General features: G+C 62.0%; 16 protein-coding genes and 2 rRNA genes. 4 read left to right on the top strand and 14 right to left on the bottom strand.

Features of this window, described 5'->3' with window-relative positions:
- The 3 genes from ACQ4WZ_RS15440 to ACQ4WZ_RS15430 form a co-directional block, all read left to right on the top strand.
- Window positions 1-93: ribosomal RNA gene (locus ACQ4WZ_RS15440) — 23S ribosomal RNA — on the top strand; the annotation flags it as partial.
- 138 nt (window positions 94-231) lie between these two features.
- Window positions 232-344: ribosomal RNA gene (gene rrf / locus ACQ4WZ_RS15435) — 5S ribosomal RNA — on the top strand.
- A gap of 110 nt (window positions 345-454) precedes the next feature.
- The gene (locus tag ACQ4WZ_RS15430) at window positions 455-1,753 is read left to right on the top strand and encodes a leucine-rich repeat-containing protein kinase family protein (RefSeq protein WP_436573900.1); all 1,299 of its coding nucleotides are present in this window, start codon (window positions 455-457) and stop codon (window positions 1,751-1,753) included.
- Window positions 1,754-1,806: 53 nt separating this feature from the next.
- On the opposite strand, the gene ACQ4WZ_RS15425 is transcribed toward ACQ4WZ_RS15430, so the two are convergent.
- Together ACQ4WZ_RS15425 and ACQ4WZ_RS15420 are read right to left on the bottom strand one after the other, a co-directional pair.
- Window positions 1,807-3,066 (bottom strand): nitronate monooxygenase, encoded by a 1,260-nt coding sequence (locus tag ACQ4WZ_RS15425; protein ID WP_101480233.1) that lies wholly within the window; start codon window positions 3,064-3,066, stop codon window positions 1,807-1,809.
- Between the two features lie 183 nt (window positions 3,067-3,249).
- On the bottom strand, window positions 3,250-3,735 hold the full coding sequence (locus tag ACQ4WZ_RS15420; protein WP_034759416.1) for a YajQ family cyclic di-GMP-binding protein: 486 nt from the start codon (window positions 3,733-3,735) through the stop codon (window positions 3,250-3,252).
- A gap of 186 nt (window positions 3,736-3,921) precedes the next feature.
- Here ACQ4WZ_RS15420 and murB point away from each other — a divergent pair, with 186 nt between their 5' ends.
- Window positions 3,922-4,950, top strand: a complete 1,029-nt coding sequence (gene murB / locus ACQ4WZ_RS15415) for a UDP-N-acetylmuramate dehydrogenase (RefSeq protein WP_436573841.1) — start codon at window positions 3,922-3,924, stop codon at window positions 4,948-4,950.
- Window positions 4,951-5,061: 111 nt separating this feature from the next.
- Here murB and ppnP read toward each other — a convergent pair whose 3' ends face one another.
- The 12 genes from ppnP to ACQ4WZ_RS15355 all read right to left on the bottom strand — a co-directional run bounded on the left by ppnP (window position 5,062) and on the right by ACQ4WZ_RS15355 (window position 20,179).
- Window positions 5,062-5,376: a pyrimidine/purine nucleoside phosphorylase gene (gene ppnP, locus ACQ4WZ_RS15410; protein ID WP_133993048.1), complete on the bottom strand. Its 315-nt coding sequence runs from the start codon at window positions 5,374-5,376 to the stop codon at window positions 5,062-5,064.
- 24 nt (window positions 5,377-5,400) lie between these two features.
- Window positions 5,401-6,426: a diguanylate cyclase gene (locus tag ACQ4WZ_RS15405; protein WP_101480236.1), complete on the bottom strand. Its 1,026-nt coding sequence runs from the start codon at window positions 6,424-6,426 to the stop codon at window positions 5,401-5,403.
- A 10-nt stretch (window positions 6,427-6,436) separates the two neighbouring features.
- A complete protein-coding gene (cheB, locus tag ACQ4WZ_RS15400; protein WP_436573840.1) occupies window positions 6,437-7,486 on the bottom strand; it encodes a chemotaxis-specific protein-glutamate methyltransferase CheB in 1,050 nt (349 codons plus the stop codon).
- A 10-nt stretch (window positions 7,487-7,496) separates the two neighbouring features.
- Entirely contained in the window at window positions 7,497-9,809 is a 2,313-nt protein-coding gene (locus tag ACQ4WZ_RS15395) for a hybrid sensor histidine kinase/response regulator (RefSeq protein ID WP_436573839.1), read from the bottom strand.
- Complete coding sequence (locus tag ACQ4WZ_RS15390) at window positions 9,806-10,492, bottom strand: chemotaxis protein CheW (protein WP_133993044.1); 687 nt, start codon at window positions 10,490-10,492, stop codon at window positions 9,806-9,808. Before ACQ4WZ_RS15390 ends, ACQ4WZ_RS15395 begins: the two co-directional genes overlap by 4 nt.
- 9 nt (window positions 10,493-10,501) lie before the next feature.
- Window positions 10,502-11,752, bottom strand: a complete 1,251-nt coding sequence (locus ACQ4WZ_RS15385; RefSeq protein WP_436573838.1) for a CheR family methyltransferase — start codon at window positions 11,750-11,752, stop codon at window positions 10,502-10,504.
- Complete coding sequence (locus tag ACQ4WZ_RS15380) at window positions 11,749-12,204, bottom strand: chemotaxis protein CheW (protein ID WP_436573837.1); 456 nt, start codon at window positions 12,202-12,204, stop codon at window positions 11,749-11,751. Before ACQ4WZ_RS15380 ends, ACQ4WZ_RS15385 begins: the two co-directional genes overlap by 4 nt.
- A gap of 4 nt (window positions 12,205-12,208) precedes the next feature.
- Window positions 12,209-14,020: a methyl-accepting chemotaxis protein gene (locus tag ACQ4WZ_RS15375; RefSeq protein WP_101480241.1), complete on the bottom strand. Its 1,812-nt coding sequence runs from the start codon at window positions 14,018-14,020 to the stop codon at window positions 12,209-12,211.
- A 187-nt stretch (window positions 14,021-14,207) separates the two neighbouring features.
- Window positions 14,208-15,443, bottom strand: a complete 1,236-nt coding sequence (locus ACQ4WZ_RS15370) for an argininosuccinate synthase (protein WP_035825961.1) — start codon at window positions 15,441-15,443, stop codon at window positions 14,208-14,210.
- A gap of 66 nt (window positions 15,444-15,509) precedes the next feature.
- Window positions 15,510-16,430, bottom strand: coding sequence for an ornithine carbamoyltransferase (gene argF / locus ACQ4WZ_RS15365; RefSeq protein ID WP_436573836.1), 921 nt, complete (start codon window positions 16,428-16,430; stop codon window positions 15,510-15,512).
- Between the two features lie 286 nt (window positions 16,431-16,716).
- Complete coding sequence (locus tag ACQ4WZ_RS15360) at window positions 16,717-19,572, bottom strand: ATP-binding protein (protein WP_436573835.1); 2,856 nt, start codon at window positions 19,570-19,572, stop codon at window positions 16,717-16,719.
- A 160-nt stretch (window positions 19,573-19,732) separates the two neighbouring features.
- Window positions 19,733-20,179: a hypothetical protein gene (locus ACQ4WZ_RS15355; RefSeq protein ID WP_436573834.1), complete on the bottom strand. Its 447-nt coding sequence runs from the start codon at window positions 20,177-20,179 to the stop codon at window positions 19,733-19,735.
- Between the last annotated feature and the right edge of the window lie 4 nt (window positions 20,180-20,183).

Below are 20,183 nucleotides of genomic sequence, written 5' to 3'. Positions count from 1 at the left end.
GGTCGTTCGAGACCAGGACGTTGATAGGCTGGGTGTGGAAGTGCAGTAATGCATTAAGCTAACCAGTACTAATTGCCCGTACGGCTTGTCCCTATAACCTTAGCAGGTACAGAGGATAAGACGGTACAACGTTGTGAGTTTGTTGATACTACTATTCATTACCCCAATCTTTGCTTCTTCCAGATTCAGGCTTTGTCGCTCAATTGAGGACAAATGCCAGTACAAGTTATGCCTGATGACCATAGCAAGTTGGTCCCACCCCTTCCCATCCCGAACAGGACCGTGAAACAACTTTGCGCCGATGATAGTGCTGCAACCAGTGTGAAAGTAGGTTATCGTCAGGCTTGTTATTCGAAAAAACCCCCATCGGTGATCCGGTGGGGGTTTTTTTACGTCCGCGGGTTTTAGCCATGCCAGCGATTGCCGGTTTTTTGAAAGGGATATCTTGTCTGCTTTGCATACACTGGAACAATTACGCGCTGGCCAACTGGCCGGTGTACGCCGTCTGAAGCTGTCCTGCGGCTTGACTGAATTCCCCCGTGAGATCTTCGATCTGGCTGACAGCCTGGAAATTCTTGATTTGTCCGGCAATGCGCTATCCTCCCTGCCCGACGATTTGCCGCGCCTGCACAAGTTACGCATCATTTTTTGTTCGGATAACTTGTTCGCCACCTTGCCTGCCGTGCTCGGTTCCTGTCTGGAGCTGAGCATGATTGGTTTCAAGGCGAACCGGATACGCCACGTGCCGGCCGCAGCTTTGCCGCCCAGCCTGCGTTGGCTGACTCTCACCGACAATGCCATCGAAGTCTTGCCGGATGAGCTCGGCAAGTGCCGTGAATTGCAGAAGCTTATGCTGGCAGGCAATTGCCTGAGCCATTTGCCCGCGTCCCTGGCAGATTGCCGCCAACTGGAGCTGGTGCGCATTGCCGCTAACCGTTTTACGGCGCTGCCAGACTGCCTGCTGTCTTTACCGCGCCTGAGCTGGCTTGCGTACGCGGGCAACCCGTTCACGGAAGTGCGCGAACTGGCAGCCTTGACCGATGCCGGCGCGGCGACTGTGGCATGGCAGCGCCTGGCATTGGCGCAGCAGCTGGGCGAGGGCGCATCGGGCGTGATACACCGTGCCCGTCTGGATGGGCGCGATGATGTCGCTGTCAAAGTGTTCAAGGGGGCGATGACCAGCGATGGCTTGCCGCGCAGTGAAATGGCCGCCTGCGTCGGCGCGGGTGCGCACGCGGGCCTGATTCCCATCCTGGGCACCCTGGACGGGCATCCGCAAGGGGCGGCTGGACTCGTCATGCCGCTCATCGATGCAACTTTCGGCAATCTGGCCGGGCCACCGAGTCTGGCCTCATGCACGCGTGATGTGTATGCCGATGGCGTGGGCTTTGACGTGCCGCAAGTGCTGGCGATTGCCCATGGCATCGCCTCCGCCGTGTGCCAGTTGCATGCGCGCGGCATTGTGCATGGCGATTTGTATGGCCACAATATCCTGCATGCGGATGGTGGCGCCTGCTTGCTGGGCGACTTCGGCGCGGCATCCATGTTTGTACCCGGCTCGCCGCAAGCAGATTTGCTGCAGGGTATAGAGGCGCGCGCCTTTGGCGTGCTGCTGGGCGAGCTGATCGCGCACTGTGCGACCCCCTTGCCTCTCATGCAGGCCTTGCAGGAGGCTTGCTTGCAGGAAGAAGTGCTGCAGCGGCCCAAGTTCGAGGTGATTGAACGGGCATTGCTGGAAATGCTTCAGGCATAAAAAATGGCGCAGCCTTCACAGGCTGCGCCATTTTCAGTTCAGGCTGAGAAAATTCAGCCCTGAACTTCTTTTTCTGGCAGGGCGATCTGGTTGTCGACGCTGAACTGGTAGTCCTTGAAGACGTGTTCGGCCGTCAGGATCTGGTATTCGCCGTTGTCGAGCTTGTGGGTGGTGTCCTTCAGGCGATAAGTGTAATGGCCGCAGGTCCAGCAGTTGAAGTTGCGCATGTGCGTGCACAGGCAGGTCTTGTCCATCACGACGACGGTTTTTTGCTCGGGATGGGCCGCCACTTCGCGGTTGTACGAGTTGATATAGGCACAGTTGCCCGTCGCGTCGAGCAGATAGCCATACGATTCGCAGCCAGGACGGATGCCGGCGCCGATAGCGGGCGTGTTTTTCAGCATGCGCATCGGGTAGCCAGTTGGCGAGACGCCATTGACGATGATGTCTTCTTCCGAAGCCTTGTAGTATTCCTGCTTGACCTTGTTTGGCAAGCCGCATTCCTCGGTGACGGTGAAGCGCGTCGCCACTTGCACGCCGGCTGCGCCCGCTTCCAGAAAGGAAACGGCATCGCTGCCCGTGAAGATGCCGCCAGCGGCGATCAGCGGGATATCCAGCTGTTCCGTTTTCAGATAGGCCAGCAGTTCCGCAGTGATGGTGTGCAGGTCGTAATTGGCCCAGTCCATGCCGAAACCCAGGTGGCCGCCGGCCAATGGGCCCTCGACGATGATGAAGTCGGGCAGGCGATCCAGCTTGGCGTTCTTGCGCAGGAAAATCTGCAGGGCGCGCACGGACGAGACGATGATGCCCAGTTTGGCATCACGGAAACGTGGATGGTCGGCCATCAAGGCAAACGACCCGAAGTGCAAACCAGCGGACAGGGTGATGCCATCGATGCCCGCGTCCAGCGCCGCATTCAGGCGCACGCGCAAGGTTTCGCGGGGGCCGTTCATGGTCAGCTTTTCCATGCAATTGACGAAGATCAATCCATCGCCTTTTTTCGCTTCCATGGTGCGACCGATATGCAGACGTTGCGCTTCCGCCAGGCGGCCCAGGTCGAATTGCACCACGGCCTTGTCGCTATTATTGATGTTGAACTTGTACAGTTTCGTCTTGTCTTTGACGAAGGTGGTGTCGAAACGACGATCCGACACATCTTCCACCATGGCATCGGAAATATGGCCGATACCGTTCAGCCGGGCCGCTTCCAGGGCCAGCTCCGACGTGGAAATATCCACACCCATTCCGCCTATCATGATGGGCACATATTCTTTTTTGCCAAATCGCAGGCGGAAATCATCAACACGTTTCATTGCTATCCTTAGACTACCGTGGTTATCACTGAGCCAGATGTACGGTCAAGCCCGCTGCCGGTCGGGCGCGCGGGCGCATGTAGCTGTGCGCAGCTTCAATTCTACCCCAAGCGGGCAGGCACTCCGGGGCAGCTTGCCACCATGGCGGTGCAAGCGCGTGCCGGATCGCGCACCTCATCGAAATTAATCGCGGAAATTGTTAAATTCCAGCGGCATGTCGGGCACGTCCTTGCGCAGCATGGCCATGGCCGCCTGCAGGTCGTCGCGCTTGGCGCCCGTGACGCGCACGGCTTCACCCTGGATGCTCGCTTGGACTTTCATCTTGCTATCCTTGATGACGCGCACGATTTTCTTGGCATCATCCGATTCGATGCCATTCTTGATCTTGATGATCTGCTTGACCTTGTCGCCGCCGATCTTCTTGATGTCGCCTTCGTCGAGGAAGCGCACATCGACCTTGCGTTTGGTCAATTTGTTCGTCAGTACATCGCGCACCTGGCTGAGCTGAAATTCCGAATCCGCAAACGCAGTCAATTCGTTTTCCTTGTGTTCGACGCGGGCGTCGCTGCCCTTGAAGTCGAAGCGGGTGGTGATTTCCTTGTTGGATTGCTCGACGGCATTCTTGACTTCGATCATATCGGCTTCGGAGACTACATCAAATGATGGCATGGTCTGTTCCTTTTCTTGTTAAAGCGAGCGCGCGCTCGGCGCACTGGGCCTTGGCGGCTGATTCTACGCCATGGGACGGCCTTGTTAAAGATGCGACATTTTAACGGACAACGGACGGCCTGCCCTTGTCTTGCGCTGGTTTTTTGTCGGTTTCACTCTATAATCGAGCAAAATAATCGCTATCCCTTGTCTGCAGAGCTCACCATCGAACACAATTACTCCCTCCAGCGCCTGAATACCTTCGGCATCACGGCCAATGCGGCCGCCTACGTACGCATTACTTCGCAAGCCGAATTGCAGGCCGCGTTGCAAGATCCCGCCTTGTCCGCCATGCCGCGCCTGATATTGGGTGGCGGCAGCAATATCGTCCTGACGGGCGACTTTCCCGGCGCCGTGCTGCACATGGCCACGCGCGGCATGCGCTTGGCGCAGGCGGACTTCGAGACCATCCTCGTCACGGCCGCAGCCGGTGAAAACTGGCACGACTTCGTGCAGTGGACCCTGGCGCAAGGCGTGGGCGGGCTGGAAAACCTGTCCTTGATCCCCGGTACGGTGGGCGCGGCCCCTATCCAGAATATTGGCGCGTATGGCGTTGAAATCAAGGATTATCTGCATAGCGTGAGCGTCATGCACAGCGCCAGCGGCATTGTCTTCGACATGGACCGTGACGCTTGCCGTTTCGCTTACCGCGACAGCATCTTCAAGCAGGCAGAAGGGCGGGAGCTGATCGTGCTGGAAGTAACGTTTGCCTTGCCTGCCGAGTGGCAGCCGAACTTGCGCTACGCGGAGCTGGCACAGGCCGTGGCCGAGCGCAATCTTGCCGAGCCGACGCCGCAACAGGTGGCCGAAACCGTGATGGCGATACGGCGGCGCAAATTGCCCGACCCGGCCGTGATCGGCAATGCGGGCAGCTTCTTCAAGAATCCCGTGGTATCACGAGAGCAATGTCTTGCTTTGTTGGAGCGTTTTCCCACGCTGGTGCACCATGCACAAGCCGATGGCACGGAAAAGCTGGCGGCCGGCTGGCTGATCGATCAGTGTGGCTGGAAGGGAAAAAACCTGGGGCCCGCGGGAGTGTATCCCAAGCAGGCGCTGGTTCTGGTGAATAATGGCGGCGCTCGTGGCGCGGACATTACCCGGCTGGCGGCAGCGATACAGGATGATGTAGAGGCGAAATATGGCGTGCGCCTGTCGCCCGAGCCTGTGTTTATCTAAATAATATATCCGCGCTTGAAAAAATGTTCAGGGCAAGGCGCATTGCCGAAGACAGTACGCATAGTACGGCGAGGCAGTGCAACGCAGCCATGGACGTTTTTTCTGCGCGAATCAGGCAAAATGGCAGACGTAGTCCACTGTTTCAGTCGTTTCGATATCAAAATAGCTGTTGCCCGGCACCTTGAATTCCGTGCCCGCGCCATAGCTGTTCCACTCTGTCGCATCGGCCAGGCGTACCTTGCACAAGCCGCCGACGATTTCCATCGTTTCCGGTGCGCCCGTGTTGAAGCGCAGCGATGACGGGAAAATTACGCCCACGCTTTTCTTCGTGCCATCGGCCAGGATGACGTTGTGCGAGACGCACTTGCCGTCAAAATAGATATTCGATTTTTTGACGACGCTGACATTGTCCAGTTGTGTGCTCATGCTTCACTTTCCTTCAGTTAAAAATCAGTTTTCGATGTCATCGGCGCACAACACGCTGTTGCGTCCGCCGCGCTTGGCCGCGTACAGGGCCTGGTCGGCGCGGTTGATCAGTTGCTCGACCGTCGAGTCCGGCGAAGGCACGATGGTGGCCACGCCGATCGAGATGGTGACGATGCCCGTGCTGGTCGCCGGGTTCTCGATCTGCAAGCCCTCCAGGTGGCGTCGGCATGCTTCGGCGATCAGCAAGGCCCCTGCAGCTTCCGTTTCGGGCAGGATCAGCGCGAATTCCTCACCCCCATAGCGGGCGGCCAGGTCGGCCGGGCGCTTCAAATGTTCCGTCAGTACGGCGGCCACTTTTTTCAGGCACAGGTCGCCCGCCAGGTGGCCAAAGTGATCGTTATAGCTCTTGAAATGGTCGATATCGCAGAATAGCAGGCTCAGCGGCGTCTTGTCGCGCTGGCCCCGCTGCCATTCGAATTGCAGGGTTTCATCGAAGCGGCGGCGGTTGGCGATGCCCGTCAAGCCATCGAGGGCGGCTAGTTTCTGCAATTCAATATTTGTATCGGCCAGGTTTTTTTGGCTTTCGCGCAGGAAACGAAATGCCTGGTCGCGCTGCAATCGGCTGATGTGCGCGTTGGAATGGTAGCGTATGCGCGCCAGCAACTCCAGGCGGTCCGGCAGTTTCACCACGTAATCATTGGCGCCGACGGCAAAGCTATGGGCCTTCAGTTTCGGGTCATCCTTGGCCGACAGCACGATCACCGGCACATGCGCCAGCGCCGCGTTTTCGCGGTACAGTTGGATCAGCGCGAAGCCGTCGATGCCCGGCAGCACCAAGTCTTGCAGGATGACGGTCGGTTGCAAGCGCAGCGCCGTGTCCAGCGCCTGCGTGGCGTCGGTCACGTAATGAAACTCGATATCGTGCTGGTCGCTCAGCATGCGCCGTATTGCCTCAGCAATGATCAACTGGTCGTCCACCAGCAGCACGCTGACTTTGAATTCGGTCAATGCGGGCTCATGCATGGTGAAACTGGAGGAAAATTCTGGCATTGCATTCTTTTCAGATGTTAGGGGAGGACTCCCACCCACTGTTGAGTTTGGCGCCCAGGCGGCTGCGCAGGCTGACGCCTATTCTATCCAATGGCAGGATTTGTTGCGCTGCATCGAGTTCGGCCGCAGCGCGCGGCATGCCATACACGGCACTGCTGGCCTGGTCTTGCGCTATCGTCGTCTTGCCCGCGCGGCGCATGGCCAGCAATCCCTCGCCGCCGTCGCGGCCCATGCCTGTGAGCAACACGCCGATGGCATCGCCGCGCCAGTGCTGTGCAACGCAATGAAAGAAGACATCGACGGAAGGACGGTAAACATATTCGCGTGGTGCCGCATCGTAACCCAAACGATAATTTTGATCCAGCAACAGGTGATCATTGGTCTTGGCGACCAGTACGCTGCCGGCCACCAGTTCGTCACCCTCGGCGATCACGCGCACGGGCATCTCCAATTGATCGTCCAGCCATTTGGCGAAATGCGAGGCGAAGGTTTCATCGATATGTTGCACCACCACGATGGCGCAGCCGGGCGGCGCCGTCCAGCCGGACAGCACTTTGGCTACCGCTGACGGCCCTCCCGTCGAAGCGCCGATGGCCACCAGAGTGGTGACCTGGCCGTCGCCGCGTTCACCGTTGGCTTGCACCTGGCGCGGCGGCGGCGCTTCGGCGCTGTGGCGTATCAGCTTGCCGATGGTCTTGATCTTGGCCAGCAGTTCGCTGTCGCCTCCCACTTGTCCCTGCAGCACCGGGGTGGCCGTGACGTCGAGTGCGCCGGCGCCCAGCGCGCGGAAAACCTGGTTGACATTGTCTTGCGGGCGTCCCGTGACAACCAGGATGGCGCACGGGCTTTGTTCCATGATCAGGCGCGTCGCTTCGACGCCATCCATCTCCGGCATGTTCAGGTCCATCAGGATCAGATCGGGGCGGTTGGCCTCGCACATGCGCACCGCTTCGAGTCCCGTGCGGGCAATCCACAGCACCTGGTGTTCCTGCGTGCTGGCTACCACCCGGCGCAGGGCTTCGGCGGCCATGGCGACATCGTTAACAATGGCAATTTTCATGAAGTACAGCTCATAAGCGGGCATCTCCTATCAGGTCTGCCACCGCGTCGAGCAAGGTCTCGTCGTGGAAGCTGCCTTTGGTCAGATAATAGTCGGCGCCGGCGGACAGGCCGCGCGCGCGGTCTTCCGGGCGGTCCTTGTACGAAACGATCATCACCGGCAGCTTGTGCAGGTGCAAGTCCTTCTTGATCAACGAGACCAGTTCGATGCCATCCATGCGCGGCATGTCCACGTCGGTGATGACCAGATCGTACTCGCCGCTGCGCACCACGTTCCAGCCGTCGATGCCATCGATGGCCACGTCGACATCGAAGCCGCGCGCCAGCAGCAGCTTGCGCTCCATCTCGCGTACCGTCAGCGAATCGTCGACCACCAGGATGCGCTTGGCGCGGCGCTGCTGCGCGTGGCCCGCCTGCGCCAGCTGGTGCAGGCCGCCCTCGTGCAGCAGCTTGTCGATCGACAGCAGCAGGTCGGGCACGTCGAGGATCAGCACCGGCTCGCCATCATCGAGCAGGGCGGCGGCGGAAATGTCGCGCATCTTGCCGAAGATCGGATCGATCGCCTGCACCGCCAGGCTTTGCTCGCCGCGGATGGCGTCGACCACCAGCGCATAGCTTTGCTTGCCGCGCCCGATCACCACCACCGGCAAATCGTCGGCGCTACTGGGCGCTTCGCCCAGTTCCAGCACCTGCGCCGCCGACACCAGGCCCAGATGCTCGCCCTTGAGCTCAAAGAACTGCTTGTTTTCCAGCGTATGGATGGTAGCTTGCGGCACGCGCACCACGCTTTCCACCTTGACGATGGGGATGGCGTAGGCTTCGCCCTGTACGTCGATCACCAGCGCGCGCACGATCGACTGCGTCAGCGGCAGGGTAATCAGGGCGCGGAAACCCCGTCCCGGCTCGGACTCCAGGCGCACCGTGCCGTTTTGCTGGCGTATCGTCTCGTGCACGATATCGAGCCCGACGCCACGGCCTGACAGCTGGTTGGCCGTCGCTTTCAGGCTGAATGCGGGCAGGAACAGGAATTCCAGCAGCTCGCCGGGCGACAGCGCGGCGGCCATGGCGGGGCTGGCCATCTTGCGCTCGATCACGGACTGGCGGATTTTTTCCAGGTCGACGCCGCGTCCGTCATCGCTGATCTCGATGCTCAGCATGCCGGCGCGGTGGCGCGCCTCCATGCGTATCGTGCCCATTGCTTCCTTGCCCACCTCGATGCGCTCGTACGGGCCTTCCATGCCATGGTCGATGGCATTCCTGAGCATGTGGTTCAGCGGGCTTTCGATCTTCGCCAGGATGTCGCGGTCGACCAGGGTCTCTTCGCCGTCGATTTTCAGCTGCACTTCCTTGCCCAGGCTACGCGCCAGGTCGCGCACCATGCGGGGAAACGCGTGGATGCCGTCGCGGAAAGGGCGCATGCGCAGGGCCAGCACTTCGTCGACCATACCCTGCGAGACGGCCAGCAGGCGCCGTTCATAGGTTTCGATGTCGGCGATGTGCTCCAGCATGAACTGCTTCAGGGGTTGCGTCTTTTGCAGTGCCAGCAGGGATTTTTCCATCAGGCCGGCGTCGCCCGAGCGGGCAATGGCCTCATGCAGGTGTTCGATGGCGGAAAACAGGCTGCTTTGGTTGCGCTTGAAGCGTTGCAGGGCGCCGATGAAGGGGTGCATCTGGTGCGCATTGATGCGCGATTCGCTGGCCAGCGACAGCAGTTTGTCGAAATTCTGTGCCTGGGCCTTGGCGGGCGCGCCGGCACGCGGCGCGGGAGCGCCCGCAGACGATTCCACTTCCTCGCCCGCCAGGCCGCTGGCCACGAGGGCTTGCGGCTCGGCGGCTTCCGGCGCCAAGTGGGCCGGCGTTGGCGCCGGCACAGACAAAGGCAGCGAGGGCAGGGCAGGCAGTTCGGGCAGCTCGGCGATGCCGGCGATGGCGTTCAGGGTCTGGTCGATCTGCGCCGCGTTGGCTGCCAGCCACGCTTCGGCACCCGCATCGTCCAGGCGCGACAGCTGCACGATCAGGTCGACGCCCGACAGCAGTACGTCGACCCGTTCCGGCGTGAGTTTCAAGCGGCCGTGCTGGGCGGCGACAAAGCTGTCTTCCATGCCGTGCGCCAGTTGCACCACCACTTGCAGGCCGACGATGGCGGCGGCGCCCTTGATCGAGTGCGCCGCGCGCATCATCGCTTCGACGGCGGCCGCGTCGCCCGCATGGCGCTCCATGGCCAGCAAGCCATCGGTGAGAATCTGGGTCTGGCTGTCCGCCTCCATGCGGAACAGGTCCAGCATGGAAAAGGCACTCAGGTCGCCGTGCTGGTCCTGGCTCATCGTAATAGTCTCGCAAGTTGAAAGCCGATCAGCGCCGTGTCCAGGCAGCCGATGCGCATGTCGCCCTCGGTGATCACGCCCGACAGAAAGCGCGACAGGCCCTTGTTGATGGTGGCCGCAGGCGTTTGCACGTTGCCCGACGCATAGCGCACGATGCCGTGCAGGTCAGCCACAGGCAGGGCGTAGGCTTGCTCTTCCCAGCGCATCAGCAGCAGGCGCGGAAAGGTGTGGCGGCCCTTGACTGGCGGTGCGCCCTGTTCGTCGATGCCCAGCAAACTGGCCAGCGACATGCACGGATACAGCTTGCCGCCGATGTTGACGATGCCAGACAGGCCGCGCCCACTGCGGTGCGGCAGCACGTGCGGCCTGGCTTGCGGCGCCACGGAGTCGAACACGCGCGTGGGCAGCGCCAGCCATTCACGGCCGATGCGAAACACCAGTGCCGAGCTGTCGCGCACTTCCCCGCCCGTATCGATCTGGCGGAAGTGGCTGGCCCAGTCGCGCTGGTAGTGTTCGTCCACGGGCCGCTGCAGGTTGCGCTGGGCCGCGCCCGCATACACGTCGCAGTTGCGGCAATGGACATTGGCTGGCAGCTTTGGGCAGCTCTGGTCGCCGACCACGCCGATATGGTTCCAGCAGTCGTCGATGCTTTCCAGGGTCTCGCTGCCGATGATGTTTGTCATGCTTGCCCCTTAGTTGGACGCCTGGCGGCGCTGGTAGATGCGCGCCGCGCGCGCCTTCAGGGTGGTGGCAGCCGTGTGGTTACCGTTGCGCTCGGCCAGCAGGGCCAGATGGCACAGCGCCTCGTAATGATCCGGCTGCAAATAGATGCAGCGGCGCCAGTAGTCGTCGGCCAGGTCCGTCTTGCCCGCCAGTTCATTGATCATGCCCAGCATGAAATACGCTTCCGCCGCTTCGGGTACGCGGGCCAGGTGGGCGTGGCATTTTTCACCGGCTTCGCGCAACTGGCCACGGTCGGCCAGCAGGCGTGCCTCGGCCAGCAAGTCGGCGTGGGTGGCCTGCGCCGGCTGGTGCGATGGTGCGGACACGGGGCGCGTGCGCGGCCCCTCCTGTGTGATGGGAGGGGCGGGAGCGGCTGCGCGCCTCGGTGCGGGCGGCACGCTGCGCAGGGTACGCGCGGCCGGCAGCGGTACCGCCTGGAAGGGGGCCGCCGGCGCCGCCGTTTCCTTCTTCAGGGCGAAGGCCTGGCGGAACTGCAGCGTCGCAAAGCCGTTCTGGCAGAACGAGGGCACTTCCGCGTAGCCGGCCAGCAGCATGCCGTCGTCGGCCAGCAGGGCCGACAGCTTATGGATGGCCGCGCGCGTGGTCGGCTTGTCAAAATAGATCAGCAGATTGCGGCAGAAGATGACGTCGTAATGGCGGCTGTAGGTGGCGGTATCGAACTGCAGCAGGTTGCCCTGCCTGAAGCTTACCTGATCGCGCAAGGCGTCAATGATGCGGTAGGCATCGTCGGCCACGTGCGTGAAATAGCGTTCGCGGAAGGCCACGTCCTGCGCGCGGAAGGCGTTGCGGCCATACACGCCCGCCTGCGCCCGCTCGATGCAGCCGGGGCTCAGGTCATAGGCGTCGATGCTGAACGCCTGTTTCGGCACGCCGCCGTCGCGCAATGCCATGGCCATCGAATAGGGTTCCTCTCCACCCGCGCAGGGAATCGACAGGATGCGCGTGGCGCGCCCCCGTGCCCAGCGTTCCTGCACCAGTTCGACGGTGGCGTAAAACGCCTGCGGGTCGCGGAACAGCCACGATTCGGGCACCACCACCAGTTCGATCAGCTGCGTCATTTCGGCCGGCGTGAGCGCCTGCAGATAGGCTACGCTATCGCTGAAGCCCGTCTGCTCCATGCGCTGGCCCACGGCCCGTTCGGCCACGGCTTTGGAGACGGACAGGCCGGTCGCGCGGCGCAGCAGGGCTTGTGCCGTCATGCCGTGCTCGCATCTTGAAACAGCAGCGCACGCACGTCGGGCGGCAGCAGTTGTGCCAACTCGACCAGCTGCACGATACCGTCGGCGTCGCTGGCCACCTGGCCCAGGAAGGGCACCGTCGCCACGCCGCTGTCTTCAAGCTGTTGCGGGTCGATGTCGGCGATGCCGCGCACCTGCGAAGCCAGCAGGCCCAGCGCATGCGTGGCGCCGCCAGGTGCGCCGTAGTCGACGATGATGATGCGCGTGTCAAACTGCGCGGCAGCAGCTGGCAGCCCGGCCAGGCGCGACAGATCGATCACGGGCACGGGCTTGCCGTGCAAGTCCATCAGGCCGGCCACATAGTCTGGCGTGAGCGGCAATTGTTTCAGCTCCAGCAGCGGCAGCACGCGCACGATGCCTGCCAGGGGCAGGCCGTAGCGGTCGCGTCCGATGTGAAAGAGCAGCACTTTCATGGGATCAGATGTTCACGGCGAAGGTCGAGACGCTCGACTGCAGGTCACCCGCCGCATATTGCAGCTGGTGCACCGCCTCGCTGGTGGCTTTTAATGACTCCACCGTCTGCTGGGTGGCATCGTTGAGCTGCATCATGGTGTCGGAAATCTGCGACGCGCCTATCGCTTGCGACTGCATGCCTTGCAGCACGGCATCAAATTGCGGTGTGAGCTTTTGCACCTGGTCCATCACGGACGACAGCTGCTCGGCCACTTGCCGTACTTCGCCTACGCTGCGGCGAATTTCCTCCGAGAATTTATCCATGCCCATCACGCTGGCCGACACCGCCGACTGCATTTCCTTGAGCATTTGCTCGATATCCCAGGTGGAGACGGAGGTCTGGTCGGCCAGGCGGCGGATTTCCGTCGCCACCACGGAGAAGCCGCGGCCCGCCTCGCCCGCTTTTTCCGCCTCGATGGCGGCGTTCAGCGACAGGATATTGGTCTGGTCGGCCACCTTCGTGATGGTGATCAGTACGCTATTGATATTGCTGGCCTTTTCCGACAGGGCGGCCAGCTTGGCGTTGATGGAATCGGTGGCCGATACCATATGCTGCATGGTCGAATCCATGCGCTTGAGGTTATTCTGTGCTTCGGCCGTGGCATTCGTCGTGTAGTCGGCCACGGCGGTCGCGTCTTCCATGGTTTTGAGCAACTGGCTCGTATTGGCCGAGATTTCCTTGGTGGTGCTGAGAATTTCCACGCTGGTTTGCGCTTGCTCAATGCCCGTGGCTTCCTGCTGGCGCGCCGAGGCGGCGATTTCAGTGGCGGACGTCGTGACCTGGATGCCGGCCTTTTGCACATTGTTGAGCAGGCTGCGCAGGTTCTCGAACATCTTCGCCAGGCCGTTGCCCAGCTGGCCGATGGCGTCGCTGCCCGTGATGCTGACCTTGCCCGTCAGGTCGCCCGAGGCCGCCTTCGACACCACTTCCAGCAGCGAATCGACTTTGGCGCGCAAGGTATTCGTGGCGGCCAGTTCATTGGACTGGTTGTCCTGGATGGTTTGCGCCATGCGGTTGAATTCTTCCGTCACCTTGCCCAGCTCGTCGCGCGAGAGGATGGCGGCGCGCGCGTTTTGCTCGCCGCCGGCGATGCGCCCGACGGCATCCGTCAGGTTGTTCAGCGGACCGAGGATGGAACGGCCCAGCAGGTAGGAAATGCCCAGCGCCAGCACGACGCACAGCAAGCCGCCCAGCGCCAGGGTCAGCAGCATGGTTTCCTGCAATTTCGCCGTGGTGGCCGTGCGTTCGGCCAGCAAGCGGCTTTCCTCGGCAGCGACTTCGTCGAGCAGCTTGTTGGCCTGTGCGACGGCCGGGTATCCGGTAGGCGGCATGGTGCGCGCCACCGCTTCCGTGGCGCCCGGGCCATTTCCCAGCGCGCGGCGTTTTTCGATCAGGGGATTGATCCACTCCTTGACCCAGGTGCTGGTCAGCGCGTCGATCTTGCGGAAGCGTTCCGACTGCACCTTGTTGTCGACCGTCATGCTGATGGCTTTTTGCGTGTGCTGCGACAGCACCGCCATCTCGTCCGTTTCCGGGTTCAGCGAGGCTTCGTTGCCGGTGAGAATGAAACCGCGCACTTCCACCTGGATTTGCAGGATGGAATTGTGAATTTTGTCGATTTCGACCAGCACGTCCATCGTGTGCCGGTCCCATGCATTGGCTTCCGAGAGGCGCGAAAAACTGTTGTAGGCCACGCCCAGCAGGATCAGGATGATGGCCACGATCGAGCCGAAGCCCAGGTACAGTTTATTCTTGATACGCAGGTCTTTGAACATGGCAGGGCTCCGGAAGCGGGACGGTCGGCATAATTGCAATGTAGCATTTTGCCATGAGGACAGCAAAATGGGGGGGATGGCGGGGCGTGCAAGTCCGTAAATCGTGGCCGGGAGTGCTCCAGACGAAAAAAAGCCGCCCGTAGGCGGCTTTCGGCGGGCGCGGGAGGGGTTGCCTCCCGGCCGGGGATTACTTCTGGCCGCGCTTTTCGCGGGCGATGGCGGCGATGCGCATGCGCAAGGCGTTCAGCTTGATGAAGCCGCCGGCGTCGGCCTGGTTGTAGGCGCCGCCGTCTTCGTCGAAGGTGGCGATGTTCATGTCGAACAGCGAGTCCGTCTTCGAATCGCGCGAGACGACGATGACATTGCCCTTGTACAGCTTGATGCGTACCCAGCCGTTTACGGTTTCCTGCGTATGGTCGATCAGGGTTTGCAGGGCAACGCGCTCGGGCGCCCACCAGTAGCCGTTGTAGATCATCGACGCGTAGCGCGGCATCAAATCATCTTTCAGATGGGCCACTTCGCGGTCCAGGGTGATCGATTCGATGGCGCGGTGGGCTTTCAGCATGATGGTGCCGCCCGGGGTTTCATAGCAGCCGCGCGATTTCATGCCGACGTAGCGGTTTTCCACCAGATCCAGGCGTCCCACGCCATGCTTGCCGCCAACTTTGTTCAGTTCGGCCAGCACGGTGGCGGGCGACATGCGCACGCCGTTGATGGCGACGATATCGCCTTTTTCATATTCGATGTCCAGGTATTCCGCTTCGTCCGGCGCGTTTTCAGGGCTGACGGTCCAGCGCCACATGGTTTCTTCCGCTTCGGCGCTGGGGTTTTCCAGGTGGCGGCCTTCAAAGCTGATGTGCAGCAAGTTGGCGTCCATCGAGTACGGCGCGCCGCCGTTCTTGTGCTTCATGTCGATTTCGATGCCGGCGTCTTCCGCGTACTTCAGCAGTTTTTCACGCGACAGCAAATCCCACTCGCGCCATGGGGCGATGATTTTCACGCCTGGCTTCAGGGCGTAGGCGCCCAGTTCGAAACGCACCTGGTCATTGCCCTTGCCGGTGGCGCCGTGCGAGATGGCGTCGGCGCCGGTGGCGTTGGCGATTTCGATCAGGCGCTTGGCGATCAGCGGACGGGCGATCGAGGTACCCAGCAGGTATTCGCCTTCATACACGGTATTGGCGCGGAACATCGGGAAGACGAAATCGCGCACGAATTCTTCGCGTACGTCTTCGATATGGATGTTTTCCGGCTTGATGCCGAATTTGATGGCCTTGGCGCGCGCCGGTTCCAGTTCTTCGCCCTGGCCCAGGTCGGCCGTGAAGGTGACGATTTCGCACTGGTAGTTATCTTGCAGCCATTTCAGGATGACGGAGGTGTCGAGTCCGCCGGAATAGGCCAGGACTACTTTTTTAATGTCGCTCATATTGCTTCCAGTTGTCGTTGTCGATGTATGTATTGCGATGCTGCCAGAATATATGCACCTGGCGAATTAGTTGATTTTACCCAGTAACAGGTACTCGATCAGCGCTTTTTGCACGTGCAGACGGTTTTCCGCCTCGTCCCATACCACCGATTGCGGGCCGTCGATCACTTCGGCGGCCACTTCCTCGCCGCGGTGGGCGGGCAGGCAGTGCATGAACAGGGCATCGGGCGCGGCGCGGGCCATCTTCGCGCCATCGACGATCCAGCCGTCGAAGGCGGCAATACGGGCCGCGTTTTCCGCTTCGTAGCCCATGCTGGTCCACACGTCCGTGTTGACCAGGTGCGCGCCCTCGCAGGCGTTGGAAGGGTTGGCGAAGAACGTGTAGCGCTCGGTTTTGACTTGCGACAGGTCGATGTCGTAGCCTTTTGGCGTCGACACATTGACGTGGAAGCCGAACACTTCGGCCGCCTGCAGCCATGAGTACAGCATGTTGTTGGCGTCGCCGATCCAGGCAACGACCTTGCCAGCGATTGAGCCGCGGTGTTCGATGTAGGTGAAGATGTCGGCAAACACCTGGCACGGGTGGTGTTCATTGGTCAGGCCATTGATCACCGGCACGCGCGAGTTGGCGGCGAAACGCTCGATGATTTCCTGGCCGAAGGTGCGCACCATGATGATGTCGCACATGCGCGACATGACCTGGCCCGCATCTTCCACTGGCTCGCCGCGGCCCAGCTGGGAGTCGCGCGTGTTCAGGTAGATGGCGGCACCGCCCAGCTGGTGCATGCCGGCTTCGAACGACAGTCGCGTGCGGGTGGAGTTCTTTTCAAAGACCATCACCAGGGTGCGGTCGATCAGTGGATGGTAGATTTCGTAATTCTTGAACTTGCGCTTGATCAGATGGGCGCGTTCGATCACATATTCGTACTCTTCCAACGTGAAATCGGAGAACTGGAGGTAGTGCTTGATCGGTTTTTTTATCGACATAATGACCACTTGAAGATGCGCAGGCCGCCGGCGGCGTGCCTTTCCCGCCGGGTTGCATCAGCGTATAACATCTCGTCTGATGACTGCCTCGCCCGGCGCGCTGCTGTGTTGATCGGTGCCCGTGTCTGTTTGTCGCGCGGGTCGATGCGGTTTGCCAAGTTATAAATCATGCAATGGCAGGGACTCCAGCTATTCAATTATAAGGGTTTTGCTTTTAGATTGGAAAGACTGGTCGGACGGGGACTTGTGTAGACAAGTGGCCGCGTCCAGCCTGGATCTTGCCGGCTCAATAGATGTTGGCCGGGGTGGCCGCATCGATCTGCGGCGCCACCAGGGGCAGCTCGAGCGTGAAGCGCGTGCCGGTGCGGCTGCTGGCCACCTGAATGGTGCCGCCCAGCAGGGCCGTGACGATGTTGTAGCTGATCGACAAACCCAGGCCGCTGCCGCCCTGGCCCAGCTTGGTCGTAAAGAAGGGGTCGAAGATGCGCGACAGATGCTGTTCTGCGATGCCGCCGCCATTGTCGGCAAAGACGATCTGCACGCGCGCCCCATCGAGCGTGGCGGACAGGCGCATGCAGCCCGTGCCGGCGGCACCATCGTTGGGCGCGGGGGCGAAGGCGTGCAGCAGGGCGTTGTTGATCAGATTGGTGATCACCTGGCCTAACGGACCCGGATAGCTGTCCATGGCGATGCCGAAATCGATGTCCGTCTCGATGCGGTGGCCAGAGCTGCGGATGCGGTTCATGACGGTGGCGATGATTTCATTGCTCACCTGTTGCAGGTCAAACTGGCGCCGCTGTTCGGTGGTGCGGTCGACGGCCACCTGCTTGAAGCTGTTGACCAGGTCGGCCGCGCTGTGCAGGCCGCGCATCACCAGCGCCGATGCCTTGGCCGCATCCTCGATGTAGGCGGACAGGTCGGAGCGGCGCAGGCCCGGACCGTTCATCAGGCGTTCCATGTCTTCCGTCTTTTGCTGCATGGTGCTGGCGATCAACAGACTGTTGCCGATGGGCGTGTTGAGTTCATGCGCCACGCCCGCCATCAGGGAACCCAGGGCGGCGAGTTTTTCCTGCGACACCAGTTGCGCCTGGGCATCTTGCAGCTGCCGGTAGGCGCTGGCATTGTCGAGCGCGATGGCGCCATACGCGCACAGGGTGCGGAAGATCAGCCGCTCGCGTTCGCCGTAGGCATGGGCATGGCAAGCCTGCACCGTCATCACGCCCAGCACGCGCTCGCCCACCGTCAAGGGCACATACAGCACGCTCTGGTTATGCAGGGTGCCCGGCACGGTGTAGGCGTGGCGCTTGGGCGGCACCTGGTCGATATACACTTCGCGCCGCTCCAGCAGGCAGCGCACGGAGTAGGCGCGCGGATTGCTCAGGGGAATGGCGTTGTCGGACAGGGGCCGGCCCGCTTCCATGCCGTGCGCGCGGCGCAGCGCCGTGCCCGACGCATCGAGCATGTAAACGGCGAAGGTGTTGACTGGCAGCAAGGCATGCACGTGGCGATCGAGTACCTGGAACACGGCGCTGGCGTCGAGGTGGGTGGTGATTTCCTGGCCGATGGCCGACAGCCGTTCCAGGGTGTCGCTGGTCTGTTGCAATACTTCGGCGCGGCGTGCTTCGGAGGCGGCCAGTTCGCGGTGATGATAGCCTTCCGAGCGCGCATGTTCGGTCTGGTGGTAGACCTGCATGGCGGTGGCGCGGTTGGCGGCTTGCTGAGTGTGGCTTTTTTCGCGCGCCACGCCCGCATCGAGGGCAATATCGTAGGCGCGCGCATAGTCGCCCGCATGCGCGTATTCGCGCGCCAGCGCATCGAGCAGTTCGCCGGGCGGCGAATAGCCTTCAATGGAAGAGGCTACCTGCAGCGCCTGGTGCAGGAAATGCAGGGCTGGATTGCGTTCCTGCATGTCTGCCGGCGGCGGCAGCTCATGGCGCGCATGCAGCATGGACAAGACGCGCAGCGCCGACACCTGGTGCATCGCGTCGCCCTGCGCCGTGGCCAGCTGCCGCGCCCGCTCGGCCGCCTGCAGCGCTTCGTCCGGGCGGTCCAGATAGGACAGTGCGTGGGCGCTACCGCGCTGGGCCATGCTGCGGAAATCGGCCTGGCCCAGCGCTTCGGCGCGTTGCGCCAGCCGGCTGAAGGCGTCGAGCGCCGTGTCGTAGTCGCCCTTGTCCAGGCTCAGTTCGCCCAGGTGGAACAGCGCGTTGGCATACGTGCGTGCGCCCGACACGGGGGCCAGGATGTGCAGCGCTTCGCGCAGCAAGCCTTCGGCGGTGGTCAGGCGTCCCAGCTTGCGCATGGTTTCGGCCGTATGCGTCTGGCAGGCGCCGATGCTGCGCGGCCAGCCGGTGGGGCGCGCCAGGTCCAGCGCGCACTGCATCCATTCGAGGGCCGATTCGTTGTCGTTGAGGCTGGAGAAACAGTCGCCGATATTGATGGCGGCCGTGATCGCGCCGCGCAGTTGCCCGCTTTCCAGCGCCGCCTCATAGCTTTGCATGTAGTGGCCGGCGGCCGCGCCCAGGTCGCGCGATTTGTGCGCCAGCAAGCCGCGGAAGTCATGCACCCAGGCTGCCAGCGGCGCTGGCAGCTTGCCGCTGGCGCTGTCAGCCTGGAAGTGCCTGCCCCAGCGTGCCTGGGCGGCTGGCGCATCGCGCAAGACGGCCCAGCGCGCCATGGCCGCGTCGGCCAGGCTGGCACGCATCGCATCGCCGGCGCTGCGCGCCTGCTCCGCCGCCGCCAGCAATTCGGCGTCGCAGCGGGCATGGTCGCCCCGGTCAACCGCGATCGACGAGAGCAGCCAGTGGGCGTCGGCGCAGCCAGCACCGTTGCCGTGCGCACACAGGATGGCGTGCGCCGCCCAGGCGCGTTTCTCGGCAACATCCAGTTCGCCATGTAGCCACTCGAGTTCCGCCTGCACCAGTTGCAAGCGCGCCTGCGCCTGTTCCAGCGCGGCGGAGTCCAGGCCGGCCAGCGGCAGCAGCACGCGGGCTTCCTCGCCGAGCTGGCTGGCGCGCAGGCAGTCGCGTTGCCGCAGATGCCAGGACAGCAACAGCAAGTGCGGTACGCGCCCGGCGGCGCGCAGCGACGGCAGCTCGCTTTCCCACTGCGCTATTTCATGCTCGAGCGCGAACATTTCCATTCGACAAATCTCCCCGCAAAACAGTGGTGATGGCCTGCGGGCGCCAGGCCATATGTCACTGCATTGTAAGCTGCATTGGGGAGCAATTGTCCAGTGTGGCAGGCAGATTTCGCGCGCGCAGGTCTGCACGGGGCGGCTGCCCCTGCCGCATGGGGATAGTCTAGCGCGAGACGAGCCGCACCGAATGTGCGCCTTCGAGCCGCATGGCCGTGCGGCTGTCGGCGGGCATGCGCAGTCCCGGCAGATACTGGGCATCGTCGATCACCACGTGCTCGCCAGCATTGCTGAAAGCAAAGGTGGCTCCGCGTCGGGTGATGAACAGGCCTGGCGCCTGGGGAAAGATTTCGACTTCCGCCTTGTCGTGGCGTCCGTTCTTGTCGCTCAGGTGGCCGTAGAAATGCTGGTTCTGTTCGCGCACCACGAGGATCTGCTGATTCGACAGCAGGTACTGCTGCTCGATTTCCAGCACTTCCTGCGCGGTGACGCTGTGCGGCGAACTGACGGTAACGCGTACGCTGTCGGCATGTTGCGGGGTCGCTTGCGCCAGGGCGCTGGCTAGCGACAACAGTGCGGCGGCGGCAAACGGGAAAAGACGTGGGGTATGCATGACA

The organism is Janthinobacterium darwini (genome assembly GCF_051380905.1).
Taxonomy (GTDB): Bacteria; Pseudomonadota; Gammaproteobacteria; order Burkholderiales; family Burkholderiaceae_D; genus Janthinobacterium.
This window is presented reverse-complemented; position numbering and strand designations above follow the sequence as displayed.